At 62.7% G+C, this 13826-nt stretch carries 13 protein-coding genes and 2 pseudogenes; 9 read left to right on the top strand and 6 right to left on the bottom strand.

Annotated features, from left to right (window positions below; all coding sequences use genetic code 11):
- Positions 1–351 precede the first annotated feature (351 nt).
- The gene (locus A9Z05_RS37675; protein WP_084044171.1) at positions 352–639 is read right to left on the bottom strand and encodes a hypothetical protein; all 288 of its coding nucleotides are present in this window, start codon (positions 637–639) and stop codon (positions 352–354) included.
- Between the two features lie 853 nt (positions 640–1492).
- Between A9Z05_RS37675 and A9Z05_RS09125 the strand changes: the two genes are divergently transcribed.
- From A9Z05_RS09125 to A9Z05_RS38375, 8 genes and pseudogenes are all read left to right on the top strand, one after another.
- On the top strand, positions 1493–1810 hold the full coding sequence (locus tag A9Z05_RS09125; protein ID WP_069617876.1) for a hypothetical protein: 318 nt from the start codon (positions 1493–1495) through the stop codon (positions 1808–1810).
- A 637-nt stretch (positions 1811–2447) separates the two neighbouring features.
- On the top strand, positions 2448–2651 hold the full coding sequence (locus tag A9Z05_RS09120) for a cold-shock protein (protein WP_069617796.1): 204 nt from the start codon (positions 2448–2450) through the stop codon (positions 2649–2651).
- 821 nt (positions 2652–3472) lie between these two features.
- Entirely contained in the window at positions 3473–3757 is a 285-nt protein-coding gene (locus tag A9Z05_RS09110) for a hypothetical protein (RefSeq protein ID WP_069617875.1), read from the top strand.
- A gap of 33 nt (positions 3758–3790) precedes the next feature.
- Entirely contained in the window at positions 3791–3913 is a 123-nt protein-coding gene (gene rpsU, locus A9Z05_RS34365; protein WP_084044170.1) for a 30S ribosomal protein S21, read from the top strand.
- A gap of 54 nt (positions 3914–3967) precedes the next feature.
- The gene (locus A9Z05_RS38380) at positions 3968–4174 is read left to right on the top strand and encodes a hypothetical protein (RefSeq protein ID WP_069617794.1); all 207 of its coding nucleotides are present in this window, start codon (positions 3968–3970) and stop codon (positions 4172–4174) included.
- 561 nt (positions 4175–4735) lie between these two features.
- The gene (locus A9Z05_RS37670) at positions 4736–4951 is read left to right on the top strand and encodes a hypothetical protein (protein ID WP_084044169.1); all 216 of its coding nucleotides are present in this window, start codon (positions 4736–4738) and stop codon (positions 4949–4951) included.
- 134 nt (positions 4952–5085) lie between these two features.
- Complete coding sequence (locus A9Z05_RS09100; protein WP_069617793.1) at positions 5086–5370, top strand: hypothetical protein; 285 nt, start codon at positions 5086–5088, stop codon at positions 5368–5370.
- Positions 5371–5398: 28 nt separating this feature from the next.
- A pseudogene (locus A9Z05_RS38375) lies at positions 5399–5604 on the top strand (integrase core domain-containing protein); the annotation flags it as partial.
- Here the strand turns inward: A9Z05_RS38375 and A9Z05_RS09095 are convergent.
- Together A9Z05_RS09095 and A9Z05_RS38370 are read right to left on the bottom strand one after the other, a co-directional pair.
- On the bottom strand, positions 5525–7003 hold the full coding sequence (locus tag A9Z05_RS09095) for a sensor domain-containing diguanylate cyclase (RefSeq protein ID WP_069617792.1): 1479 nt from the start codon (positions 7001–7003) through the stop codon (positions 5525–5527). The pseudogene A9Z05_RS38375 and the gene A9Z05_RS09095 sit on opposite strands and share 80 nt — an antisense overlap.
- Positions 7004–7183: 180 nt before the next feature.
- Positions 7184–7453: pseudogene (locus A9Z05_RS38370) on the bottom strand (IS3 family transposase); the annotation flags it as partial.
- Between the two features lie 607 nt (positions 7454–8060).
- Between A9Z05_RS38370 and A9Z05_RS09090 the strand changes: the two are divergent.
- Entirely contained in the window at positions 8061–10202 is a 2142-nt protein-coding gene (locus A9Z05_RS09090; protein ID WP_069617791.1) for a hypothetical protein, read from the top strand.
- 85 nt (positions 10203–10287) lie between these two features.
- Here the strand turns inward: A9Z05_RS09090 and A9Z05_RS09085 are convergent, their stop codons facing one another.
- From A9Z05_RS09085 to pncA, 3 genes are all read right to left on the bottom strand, one after another.
- Positions 10288–11688, bottom strand: coding sequence for a sensor domain-containing diguanylate cyclase (locus tag A9Z05_RS09085; protein ID WP_069617790.1), 1401 nt, complete (start codon positions 11686–11688; stop codon positions 10288–10290).
- 265 nt (positions 11689–11953) lie between these two features.
- On the bottom strand, positions 11954–13132 hold the full coding sequence (locus A9Z05_RS09080; protein WP_069617789.1) for an acetyl-CoA C-acyltransferase: 1179 nt from the start codon (positions 13130–13132) through the stop codon (positions 11954–11956).
- 39 nt (positions 13133–13171) lie between these two features.
- A complete protein-coding gene (gene pncA / locus A9Z05_RS09075; RefSeq protein WP_069617788.1) occupies positions 13172–13804 on the bottom strand; it encodes a bifunctional nicotinamidase/pyrazinamidase in 633 nt (210 codons plus the stop codon).
- Between the last annotated feature and the right edge of the window lie 22 nt (positions 13805–13826).

Below are 13826 nucleotides of genomic sequence, written 5' to 3'. Positions count from 1 at the left end.
CGTTATCGACACTTCCGTCATTCGACTTCGACAGGTTTGATGTCCGGCATTGACAAACCGAAGGTGGGCCAGGAATGGAGGCAAGCATCGTTCGCGACCGTAATAGGCGCGCCGAGGTACCCGCGAACGAACACAGGAGATGGTGTGCCTCGCAACGCGAAACACTGCGCTCAGCGTTGAGCACACCTGGATGACCGCGCGCAGCGCGAGACGATGCGAGATTCCATCCAGGTTGACTTGCACGGCCGATACCATCGCAAAGGTCCTTGCGGCTCCTTTCCCAAAAACGACCGTGAAACAGGCAAAGGGACAGTTGCGATGGTCAATTGCTCTGGCGCCACTGCTGCGCTTTCATAAGTCGGCGACTGAAGCCCCGCCCACCTTCCCGTCGACGATGTCCTTACCTTGTTGCCGTGCTGCGCGTCTCGCAACTCCAAAGTCGGAGAACGTGTGGGGCTGGTTCAGCCGGAAAATACGACTACCGGGGGAGCTTGCTATCGAGGCCGGACGACATATGCGCACCGCAATGTCATACCCTTCGGCATAACGGGAATGTCTGTCAAAGCGAATAAACGTACGGGAAAATACAAGAGGATGAAGTTCGAACCCCTTGTAGAGAAGAAGCGGATATGTCGGCATGTTGATTACTCCACAAGGGGAGGCCCACTATACACGGAACGGGTAGCAGGGTGACCGAGATTCTTCGAATTGCATCGTCCGAAGCGCCAGCCCGCGCATCTCGATACTGGTCTACAAGCGAATCGCTGCCGACCCATTACGACGGCCGCCAGCCAGCGAATCCGGCACACGCATGGTTCAGGGCGGTGACAGCTCCGCTCGCGCCCCCCCTCTCGGCCGCACCTACTCCGGATGGCGTCGGAAACTGCTCCTGGTAAGCTAGACGACAGGCAGCTTCCGCCCTTATTTCAGCGGGCGCGATGTTCGGTCTCTAGAGTGCCCATGACCGCATGCCGACGCTAGCGCTACCGACCGATCTCGACATGATGCAGCGACATTGCATCTACACTCCTGGTCACGGCCGAAATAAAATGGCTGCCCCCTCCGGCGAGGCGCGTATGATGGCCTCATGCGGGCCGCATGTGCAAATCGATGGCTCCTCCCTCCAGCTTGGGCCTCCCGCGGTTGTGCACGGTATTTTCCGTCTCTTCAGTCCGCCACGTCGTGCGGCATACGTCCCTCGGAACCGGCTCCTGCGCAGCCCGTTCAAGTGAACCCTAGTGCTCTCGCTGGGCATCAATTCAAATTGCAGGTCTCGATCAAAAGGCGGCGAAGATGAGTTGGCACTGCAGCGTGGAACGCGAATTGGTACATATCAGACGAGCGATCAGACTCCTTGAAAAAAACGCAGCAGGCCTTCATCAACAGATTGTCTATAAGCAATCCTTTGTATTGGAGAATCAAGCTCGCCCCTCTTCACGCGCAATCCGGGAGGCAGGTACAGCAAGCCGACTTCACGATTCGGAGCAACATCATGATTGACGCCAGCCCAAGCAACACGTTTCGACATCTCCCGCTCTCGAGCGAACAAGACGCGGAAATTCGGCATTACATAAAGAGGAAGGAGCAAAGGGGCGACCAATGGGATACCCAAGAACTGGCCATGATGCTCGAAGACATGCTGTCTCCTCCGCCAAGCGACGACGAGGAGCCGGAGCCGACCGTTGAAGCAACGAAACTAGCCTGCGAGTTCGCTTTGGCATCGATCAACGAAGCCATGGAATCTGTTTCCGCAAGCGAAGAGCGGCTTGCCGCGGTGGAAGCCGAGGAAATGAAACATTTGAGAGGATAGGGGTTTGCCTGCGCCCACATGTCATGTCCACGACTTGTCGATTACACACGGCCAGCATCGTGGATACCCCAGTGGGTACGGCGTTGGTGTATTCAAGAGCCGGGCCTGTGCGCGGCAACCTACGCTCCCGCCGGGTTGCCCCCTCTCGCGGCCAATGAGAGGTGGTCGACCCCCACGGGGACCACTGGTAAATTCAGGTTACCCAATCAATTTTTCGCAGTCACACGAGCACGCACCCTACAGCGGTATCAGCAACTGTCACTCGAATGATGCAGCAGTACCTGCTCTTTATCTGACAAGCCCGGCGTACAAACCTACGCTTGTGCTTTTGCGGATGGGCGGGTGCCGGTCCTGAACAGCCGGTCGCAGACGAAACAACAGGGATGGCTCCCTAAGAGCAAGCAGTCACGTCGGTGAGCAGTCGCCGACCGAATTTCAGTCACTTGCTCTGCCGCGTTCAAAAGCGCTTGACACATTTCTTGACGACGCGTACTGTCGGCCGCTGAAGTATTCAAGAAGCGCGATTGCTGCTCATCATCGACCGCAGCCTGCGGTATTCGTTGTCCTCTCCCTCCTTGATTTCTTTTTCCTCGTTCATTCGGGGCACATGCGCTCGTTTATTTTCAGGAGATCTAACATGGATACCGGTACCGTCAAGTGGTTCAACGACAGCAAAGGCTTCGGTTTCATCACCCCCGACAAAGGCGGCGATGATCTGTTCGCCCACTTCTCGGAAATCCGCAGCGACGGCTTCAAGACCCTCGCGGAAGGTCAGAAAGTCAGCTACGAAACGAAGAGCGGCCCCAAAGGCCTGCAGGCCTCGAACATTACCCCGCTGTAATCGCCGAACCCTCAGCCCATCGACGGAGCGGCACATCGCGGCCGCTTCACGTGCCAAACCCGGCGTCGCATGGGCGACTCGACGCAGGCCCGGCATGGCCGTCCGCTTTCATCAGGCCATCGCTTCCGGGCGTGTGCCTATACCCCAATGTCGCACGCCGCGCGCATGTTAGGCCGCACCAGCGCGATCGCACACAGAGCGCTCACCGATCCAAGCGAGTGGCGCAGCAGGAGAACCCCCATGACCCGAAGCTGGCCTCGCAGTAACAAGGCGCCTCCCCGTGCCAAGCAAGCCATGATCCTGCCAAAGCTGGGCACCGCATTAAACTGGGTGCCACCCAAGCCTCTCTCCGTCACGAAATCACATTCAAAGAAACGCTCGCTTGCTCCACAATAACGCTCGCGGGTCCGGATGGCGGCGTCGAGGAAGTGCATCCAGACAGCAACTTCTGCGTGACACTAGAAAACGGCACGCCAGTCGCCGCATACGCATGGGGTGCATGCGCCTGCCCGAACGCCGGCCAGACAGGCGACAACGCCCCCTCATCTAGCAAGCCGTTCCCACACCTTCCGCTCATGTGTGGTGCGCCTTTGTGCCACTCCCGAATAAATTGAACGCAAAGCAAGCGATGCGCGTATGATGGGCTCATCCGAGCGACCAGTCGTCCTCTGACGTTCGCCCCTCCAGCCTTCCGCTTGCTGCATCGCCCCTCCTTCGCGCAGCAACGTTGTTCCCCTCACCCATTGGCCGCCCCGTAACGGGATACTGGCCGGATGTGTTCGCCCATGCCACTCGTCGTGGCCGAACGCCAGGAGTTCGTCATGAACATGCATGTCTATCGTGGATTCGAGATTTATCCACTCATTTATCCTCACGTGCCGGCGCTGAACGGCTGCCCGCATAACTACGACGCCGGATTCGACGCGGCGGTCAAGATTTGCCTGCGCGGCACCACCGATACGCTGACGCAGAGCCAGACCTTCAGATTGGGCGACGCATCGCCATTCGACAACGCCGGCGACGCGCGTCGAGCGTCGGTGCGCTATGCCGAGAACATCATCGATGACAATCGACGCAGTCAGGCGTTCTTTTCCAGCGCACGCTGAGGCCACGCGCCAACGCAACGCAATTTGTTGTGCATGCGGCGATTTCGGCGCGGCATTGAGAAAACAAGGCTGATTCGCGAGTTGCGCAGCCGCACGAGCTACGAGAAGCCGACGACGGAACGCAAGCGGAAAAAGGCCGGCGCCGTTGTCAGATAGCGCCGGCGCGCGAAGCACATGTTGCCGCCTCGCAAGATGTACTAGGGGACCATCGTGTTCAATATGCCGGCCGATGTTCCTCCGTTTTTCCCGCTGACAAAATGCGAAGTAGATTTCGATCAAAAGAAGGAAATGGTGACACTCCTGCCGAGCTTCTATGCGTTCGGATATGAGTACACTGGCCGTGGCCTCCTGATTGGTCGGGACGATGCATTCAGGTTGATTGCGGCAATAGAGAAGGCGCTCAGTACCCGGGGATGATACGGGTGCCGAAGCATTCGCGAGTATCGACAACAAGACGACGACCATCATGCGCTTCGCGACCAGATACGTGGATTTGCTCTGTTTCCTTGTTGCAATGCAACTCGTCACTCAAAGGAAAACTCGTGAGTGGCTGTCGCCATTTCAGCTCGTTGAATCATTGCAGGCATGGCTCGTCGTCCATCGTGCGAAATGCGAATGGCGCGATCGTGTCTGGATAGGTCACGCATCGCTTCAGATAGCGAAGTCCGTCAGCTCCGCAGACAAGTTCACATGTGCGGAACAGTTTCTCGGCACGGAAGACGATTCGACAACGCGGCCGCGAGGCGCGCTGTTGAGTCGGTTGAATCTGCGGTCAAAGTGCGTTCGCTACCTTCGGCAGCAGGTCTGACAGTGACGATACTCGCACGGGGACGAGCATCCGGGCATCAGCAGCAAGCCAGCAAGATGCCGTCCTCATAGCTGGCTCGATCATCGAGCATCGAACAACCGTTCCTTGCGACTGATTCCATTTCCGGCTGTTCCATCGATGGCTCAGTTCACCACGAAAGTTGGGCGCATATGTTCTTCAATTCGACAAGATTCCGAATCAATCCGACACCACGCAGGGCCGATGAGCAGTACGTCGCGCACGCGAGAATCACCACGTTCCTCTTGGATGGATCGGAGCGAGAAGTGCACGCTAGCGGCGACCTGGCCGTTTTCTACAGTCGTGGCGATGCAATTGCGTACGCAACGAAATGGGCGGAGGGGTGGCTGACGTCACAGTTTGGTTGAATATCCGCACTGTCAACCAACGAACGGGAAAAGCATAGCTCACCGCATTCTTCTGCATCGAACATCTATACGAATGGCCGCATTGGAAGGAGTCTGACTTGCTAACACCATCTCGAAAAAATGACACGCCGGCGATGACGATCGACCAAAGTTCCATACCTCACTACGTCGTTGTGTTGGGTGGCTGGCGGCCCTATGTGTTGAATATAGACCGTATCGTTATCCGACGCGACGCAAGCCGGTTGTTGCTTGCCTTTGCACGCACTCGCGGAAAACTCGAGTGCATCGACGGCGACGATTGGAATACGTTTTCCGAGACGCAGAATCTTTCAGCGCCTGAGCGTCGGGAGGCACGGTTCTACGCGCTGGTAAAAGGGACCGAGACCGAACATCAACTGCGGCTGCTTGCAATTCTCTGACTCGGCATTCCGGACGGAGACATGGCGAAGCCATACATCTAAACTGCGAGACGCATTGCTAAACCGCGAATGGTTCCGCAGCCGCGCCGAGGCCAGGTGCTCATCGAACGCTGGCGGCAGCTCTATAACGAGCGACGCAATGCAGCGCCCCCCGTCACTCCGCCGGCTGCAGCGCGGCAACCTTGTTCCGCCCGGTCGCCTTCGCGTAGTACAGCGCCTCGTCCGCCGCCTTGATCACGGCATCAGGCTGCCCTTCCTGATCCGGCATCCAGCACGCCAGGCCAATGCTCGCCGTCACACGTCCGTATTCGCTGCCGGCGTGCTCGAGGGCCAACGCATCGATTGCCGCGCGGATCCGCTCGGCAATCTGCGCCGCTCCGGTTTGTGGCGTGTCAGGAAGCAGTACGACGAACTCCTCTCCGCCATAACGCGCCGCCGTATCGGCCGGCCGGCGAATATTGTCGCCGATGCACCGCGCGACAGCCGCCAACGCATCGTCCCCGGCCTGATGGCCGTACGTGTCGTTGTAAGCCTTGAACCGGTCCACATCCACGAAAAGCAGCGAGAAAACGGAATGCGCACGTCGCGCGCGACGCCACTCCTGGTCCAGTACCTCGCCAAAGCTGCGGCGATTGCTCAGGCCGGTGAGACCGTCCGTCCGGGCGAGCAGCACGAGTTCCGACTCCGCCCGCATACGGCGCCGTAGCTGCGAACCGAGCAGAAGGGACAGTGCGATGAACGCCACCCCGAACGTCGCGACCAGTCCGCCGATCTTGATCGCACGTTGCCGCCATGCGGCGTAAATGTCCTCCTCTGCCTCCGCCACCATGATGATCAGCGGCAGTTTCGGCAAATGCTTGAAGTAGTACAGGCGACGCACGCCGTCGATCGATGACGTTTCGGAGAAGGCGCCCTCGCGCGCGGTCTGAAACCGCCGGAACGTCGCGGCTTTGCTGATGTCGCGGCCGATGGTATGCACATCGTACGGCTGACGCATCACCATCTTGCCGTCTTCGCCGATGAGCGAAATCGAGCCATGCTTGCCAAGCGAAAGCCCGGCGAAGAGTTGATGGAAATAATCAAGATTGACCGCGATAACGACAATGCCGCCAAACGATCCATCGGGGTTCGAAATCCGCCGCGTGAGCGCGATACTGAGCTTTCCTCCACGCAAACGGGAGACGAACGGGTCACTGATATAGAGTCCGACGTTCGGGTTGTCGCGGTGGACCGTGAAGTATCGCCGATCGGCGAAATTGCCCTTGCGCGGCTCGTCATAGCCCGAATCCAGAACGATATTGCCGCCTGCATCCATCACGAGCATCGAGCCGAGAAATTGCGCGGTCATCGCGTGATCGAACAGCACCGCACGGCGCAGACCGGGCGAAGCGTCCATCACATCGCGGCGCTGCAACCCATGGATGACCGCTTGCAAAGACAGGTCGTACAACTCCAAATTACGTTCGATGTCGCGCTCGGCGACCAGTCCGAGGTTGCGTGACGTTTCCCTTGCCCGCTCCATCGCGTCGTCGCGGCTCTGCAAGAGTTGCAGCACGCATAGCGCCATGAGCGCGCATGCGATCACGGAAGCAATCGCCACGATGATGTAAGGGGCAGTCTTACGGGGATGCATGGGTCTCCTCACCGCGAATGCGCGCCCCTCGCGTCGAGCGCAGATTGCTCATACTAAATCAGTTAGGGCGATATTCGCGCCCAGCGCGAGCGGAAAAGCTCAGCCGCGGGCGATTATAAATATTCAGCAAGAAAAATTGCCCGCCCGTAGCCGGCTCCTGCCTCCCGATACACACGTTCGACGCGCCTCTACAGCGCGCTTCGATCCCCGCGACCGACTCGTGACAATGACCGTGCGGGGCAGCTGCAACAAAGCGAAAGTCTGCCGCTGGCTTGCGCGAAACGCTGCTTCGAGTCCGTGACCGTTCACGACGTCGGGAACGCCTCGGCGTTTTTTGAAAGCACGTCCTGCAGCATGACCGTGTCCGGCGACAAATCGGCCGCGAACGGGCCGCTCGAGCTTCGCGCGCTCTTCGTCGAGCCGCTTTAGCCGGTGAAGCGTCGACGGCGACGATGCATCGTCGTGCGGGCATGCGCAGGAACGCGGATTGCTGACGGCCTTCGCACACGGTTGCGGCGCATGTCGGCCTGTCATGACACCGACCGACACAATGCGCCGATTCGTTTCCTATCCGGCATCAATCGCCGGCGTGACGGAGCATTGCCGATCGTTTCTCAACCGATATCCGGAATGCATTAACTCGATCCCATTGAATCGCACATTTTACCGGCGCAACGAGTAATAATTGCGACCGGCTTTCAATCCAATATTGGAAGACAAAAACATTATTGACTTCGACTTTCCCGCAAATTTAGAATCGCCTACGACGGCTTACGTATCGTTTTCCTCGCCGCTCCGGATTCGCCACTCACCTGCGCGAAGGCCCGTTGTATCGACCTTCCCGCGGGGCATCGACGTGCGCCCCTGTCGTTTTCAGCTTTCGGCATATATCGGCCACTCGGTTATTTGCCAACTCATTTTCCTTTCGAAGAAACGCAATACCTCCATTCACTCCAGTCATTCGCGAAAGTGAATGCAAATCAGCACCCAACGGACCCAAGATCCGCCAATTAGATATCCGGATAAAAAATCGCCAGTCATCAGGAGGGACATCAACATGCATCGCCTTGCGAAGTCGCTGTGTCTCGGGCTCGTCTGCGCCGGCCTGCTGTCGGCCTGCAACGACGACGACGTCCGGTCGACCACCCCGCCGTCGAACACCGCCGCGTTGTCGTTCCGCATGGATACCGGCGGCCAGATCAACGCGTTCTACCGGCAGGACAAGGTCGCCGCGCACCTGCTGGTACGCTCGTCGACGAAGCCGCGCCTGCTCGTGGTCTTCCCCGCCGGCAACAGCGGCACCGGGCTGTGGTTCGACGACACCGCGCAGCCGGTGAACTGGACCCTCGACACGCCGCCGTCCGCGCTGTCGGCCCCGGACGCACACGGCCGCCCGCTGTACGGCATCGGCGCCGACGTGTCGGTCGACACCGCCACGCTGACGATCCGCCAGGGCGTGCTCAGCAACGTGCGCTTCCTGCGCGATTTCAACGGCGGCGCGACGATTCCGCCGCAGATCCTCACCGCGCCGACGGTCCAGGGCGGCACCGCGCAATGGCAACGCGACCGGCTCGACGGCGCGCCCGGCTATGCGCTGCGCATCACGCTGCGCGACGGCGGCAGCATCGCGCCGGCAGCGGACGGCAAGCTCGTGCTGAACGCGCCGGCGGGCTCGCACACGCTGAAGCTGCACATCGATGCGCTGTCGGGCGAGACGCCGCTGTCGCCGATCACGCACGCCGACCTCTTCGCCCCGTCGGTGAATCCCGACCCGGTCAGCCAGAACGTGCTCGAATTCCTGAGCTTCAACGACAAGCTGTTGGCGGGCTCGTGGCAGTACGACACGTACTTCGGCCGCGACACGCTGATTTCGGTCCGCATGCTGATGCCCGTGCTCGAACCCGCTGCGATCGAGGCCGGGCTGTCGTCGGTGCTGAGCCGCCTGTCGGCCGACGGCAAGGTCGCGCACGAGGAAGGCATCGGCGAATTCGCGCTGGTCGACAACCAGAAGAACGGGCGGCCGAACGATCCGACACCGACCTACGACTACAAGATGATCGACAGCGACTACCTGCTCGCGCCGATCGCGGCCGCGTGGCTGATCGACGATACGCGCGGCCAGGCGCGTGCGGCAGCCTATCTGGCGCAGCGCGGCAGCGACGGGCAGACCAACGGCAGCCGCCTCGTCGTCAATCTGCTGCACGTCGCGACGACCGCGCAGCCGTTCACGCAGCAGCCGTCGGTTGCGAACCTGATTCACCTGCGGCCCGGTGAAATCGTCGGCAACTGGCGCGACAGTACCGACGGCCTCGGCGGCGGCGTGTACCCGTACGACGTGAACGCGGTGCTCGTGCCGGCCGCGCTGCGCGCGGCGAACGCGTTTCTCGCCCGCGGCCTGCTCGATCCGTATCTCGATGCCGGGCAGCGCGCGACGCTCGCCAACACGGCGAACGAAGCGGCCACGTGGGAAACGCAGGCGCCGCCGCTGTTCCAGGTCAGCGTGCCGGCCGCGCAGGCGGCCGCCGACGTGTCGGCCTATGCGCCGTCCGCCGGCGTGCCGGCCGGCGCCGCGCCCAACGCGTCGCTGGCCTTCTACGCGCTGTCGCTCGACCAGCAGGGCAACCCGATCCCGGTGATGAATTCGGACGGCGGCTTCGCGCTGCTCTTCGGCACGCCGCCGGACGATCAGCTCCAGCGGATCGTCACCGACGTCACGCGGCCATTCCCGACCGGCCTCGTGACCGATGTCGGGATGCTGATCGCGAACCCCGCGTATGCGAACCCGTCGCTGTGGCCGAAGTTCACGAGTTCCGCGTATCACGGCACGGTGATCTGGTCGTGGCAGCAGGCGATGTGGGTGGCCGGGCTCGATCGCCAGCTGGCGCGCCAGGACCTGTCGGCCGCGACACGCACGCTGCTCACGCAGGCGCGGCAGACGATCTGGCAGGTGATCTCGAACGGACGCGACATGCGCACGTCGGAAATGTGGACGTGGTCCTACGTGAACGGCAAGTACCAGACCGACGCATTCGGCACGCGCAGCGCCGATGCGACCGAAGCCAACGCGGCGCAGCTCTGGAGTACGACGTATCTCGCGATCCGCGATCCGCAGCAACGCGCGGGCAAGTACTGGTGGCAAGCGTCGCAGCCGATGCAGGGCGGGCTGCCGAAGCAGGCGACGGCGGTGGCGTCGCGCTAGCGCGTCGCCGCGCGCGTGCCGGCCGGCGCCGGCCCGCAAAAGCCCCGGGGGCGCGCCCGTCGCCGGGGTGTCGATGACATGCGGATCATCGCGACACCACGCGGTTGCGCCCTTCCCGTTTCGCCTGGTACAGCCGCTCGTCAACCGCCCGCAGCAGCGCATCGACCGTGCCGCCGTCGACGCCGTATTGCGCGACGCCGACGCTGACCGTCACCTGCACGCGCTTGAAGTCCAGCCCGAACGGCGCACTCGCGATCGACGAACGCACGCGCTCGGCCGTCATCCGCGCGCCTTCGAGCGGCATCTCGGGCAAGAGCGCCATGAATTCCTCGCCGCCGACCCGCGCGAGCGCGCCCGCCGGCCGGATCGCCTCGAGGCACTGGCGCACGACGCCGCGCAGCACCTCGTCGCCGATCTGGTGCCCATAGGCATCGTTGATGTTCTTGAAATTGTCGAGATCGAGCGCGAGCAGGCAGAACGGCGTGCCGTCGCGCTCGGCCCGCACGATTTCGCGCTCGACCTGCGCGATGAACTGGCGGCGGTTCGACGCGCCCGTCATCGGGTCGGTCGCGGCCATGTACTCGAGCTTCTGATTCGTACGCCGCAACTCCTGCAGCGCGCTTTCAGTGCGCGCCATCGATTCCGACAGCCGGCTCATCAGGTCTTCCTGGCTGTAGATCGCCGAGAACGAGCGCGTCGTCTGCAGCGCCTGCACGACGCCGTAGCTCAACAGGAAGAACCCGCCCGCGAAGATCGCGTGCGCGAGCCACCACATGTGATTCCACGGCTTGCCGAGGATGAACGCGAGCGACGACAGCGCGAACGCCATGATCGACACGCCGTAGATCACCATCAGCGGCGAGCGGATCCGCCGTGCGAGCAGCAGGCCCACGTTCAGCAGCGAGAACACCAGTGCGCCGCCTTCCATCGACAGCCGCGTGCCGAGCGCACCCGCGACCGGCGAATACGCGACGTACGCGACCGCCACGTTCACGATCAGGAAGAACACGATCCACGGCAGCCACGTCCGCACACTCGTGCGCTTGTCGAGCCGGTCGGGCGGACGCGAATACGACAGCAGCCCCGTGAGCAGCAGCGCCGACATCACGAACCGCGACGCGGGCCCGTACAGCAGGAACAGCCAGATATTGTGGTGCGCCATCCCGGTGAACGCGCCGTGCAGCGCGTAGATCATCGCGAAGCCGAGAAAACCGAGCGTCAGCCAGCGCAGCAGCGGCTCGCCGGACGACCGGTAACACACCCACGTCACGTAGGTGACGAACGCGCCTTCGATCGTCGCCGCCGCGATCGCGATTTCATGGAAGGCGTGGTTCTCGAACACGACGCTCCGGTCGCTGAAGAACCACAGATAGGCAATCAGATAGGCCGGCAGCAACGCGAATCCGACCAGCAGGCATTTCGCGTAGAGCCTGACGGCCGCGCTGACGACGCGCGGCGGTTCCCCGGCTGCATAGGTCGTACTCATTCGGTCCCCGGTCGGTCTGCTGCGTTGGCTGGAATCTTCTCGGGACGGATCGTGCCCCCACGCGCGATCCGGCCCATCGTGCCGAAAGGCAAATGTCAGAGCAAGTATAGGAGGGGTAATTCGTTTGACAAGTCAGGGGAAACGGCATTGCCGGGTGCATGCCTTTTGCTTCCCGATCGTTTCGAATGGCGCATCGGTCGCGCCGATTCGCTGCGGCGGCGCGCGGTGACGCCGAAGCGCGACCGCGGCCACCGCCGGTCAAAGATCAGAGGATTTCGAAGAGGCCGGCCGCGCCCTGCCCGCCGCCGATGCACATCGTGACGACCACGTACTTCACGCCGCGCCGCTTGCCCTCGATCAGCGCATGGCCGGTCAGGCGCGCGCCTGACACGCCGTACGGATGGCCGACCGCGATCGCGCCGCCGTTCACGTTCAGGCGGTCCTCAGGAATCCCGAGTGTATCGCGGCAGTACAGCACCTGCACCGCGAACGCCTCGTTCAATTCCCACAGGCCGATGTCGTCGACTGTCAGCCCGGCCTGCTTCAGCAGCTTGGGCACGGCGAACACCGGGCCGATGCCCATTTCGTCCGGTTCGCAGCCGGCCACCGCGAAGCCGCGGAACGCGCCCAGCGGCTGCAGCCCTTCGCGCTGCGCCGCCTCGGCGCTCATCACGACGCATGCCGACGCGCCGTCCGAGAACTGGCTCGCATTGCCCGCGGTGATCACGCCGCCCGGCACGGCCGAACGGATCTTCGACACGCCTTCGAGCGTCGTGTCGGGGCGGATGCCTTCGTCGGCCGAGACCGTCACTTCCTGCGTGAACAGGCGGCCCGTCGCCTTGTCGGCGATGCCCGCGAGCACGGTGATCGGCACGATCTCGTCGCGGAAACGCCCCGCTTCCTGCGCGGCCGCGGCCCGCAGTTGCGACTGTACGCCGTACGCGTCCTGGCGCTCCTTCGAGATCCCGTAGCGCTTCGCGACGTTCTCGGCGGTTTGCAGCATGTTCCAGTAGATCTCGGGCTTGTGCTGGACGAGCCAGCCTTCCTGGATCATGTGCCGGTTCATCTCGTTCTGCACGCACGAGATCGACTCGACGCCGCCGGCCACATAGATCTCGCCTTCGCCCGCGATGATCCGCTGCGCGGCCAGCGCGATGGTCTGCAGCCCCGACGAACAGAAACGGTTCACCGTCATCCCCGGCACGCTCACCGGCAACCCGGCGCGCAGCGCGATCTGCCGCGCGATGTTCGCGCCCGTCGCGCCTTCGGGGTTCGCGCAGCCCATGATCACGTCCTCGACGCGCGCCGGGTCGAGCTTCGCGCGCTCGAGCGCGGCCGCGACCACGTGGCCGCCGAGCGTCGCGCCGTGCGTCATGTTGAAGGCGCCGCGCCAGGATTTCGCGAGCGGCGTGCGTGCGGTCGATACGATTACGGCTTCGGTCATGCGAGTCTCCTTCGGTCCTGCTTCATGTTGGGGTCTGCGCTACGCCGCCGGGCGCGCGCTGGCGGACGTCGCATGCGCGACGCCCGCTGCCTGCATCTGCTGCCATGCGTGCGCGAGCGACCCGTTCAGGTCGATCGCCCGGCACGCGTCGTTGATCACCGCGGCTTCGAAACCGGCCGCGCGCGCATCGAGCGCCGACCACGCGACGCAATAGTCGGTCGCGAGCCCGCAGCACCACACGCGCTTCGCGCCGAGCTCGCGCAGATAACCCGCGAGCCCCGTGCGCGTCGCGCGGTCGGCTTCGACGAACGCGGAATAGCTGTCGACCTGCGCGTCGCCCCCCTTGCGGATCACGAGCCTCGCGTGCGGGATGTCGAGGTCGCGATGCAGCGCCGCGCCGTCGGTGTCCTGCACGCAGTGCACGGGCCACAGCACCTGCTCGCCGTACGGCAGCGCGAGCGTCGAGAACGGCTCGCGGCCCGGGTGGTTCGCCGCGAACGACACGTGCTCGCGCGGGTGCCAGTCCTGCGTGAGCACGACCTGGTCGAAGCGTTGCGCGAGCGCGTTGATCACCGGCACGACCGCATCGCCGTCGGGCACCGCGAGCGCGCCGCCCGGCATGAAGTCGTATTGCACGTCGATCACGAGCAGAACGTCGTCGGTGCGTTTCATTGCGTATCTCCAGACAGGATCG

It is taken from the genome of Burkholderia sp. A2 (assembly GCF_001729305.1).
In the GTDB taxonomy this organism is placed as follows: domain Bacteria; phylum Pseudomonadota; class Gammaproteobacteria; order Burkholderiales; family Burkholderiaceae; genus Burkholderia; species Burkholderia sola.
Note: the sequence above shows the minus strand (reverse complement) of the source record. Positions and strands in the feature narration are given on the sequence as shown.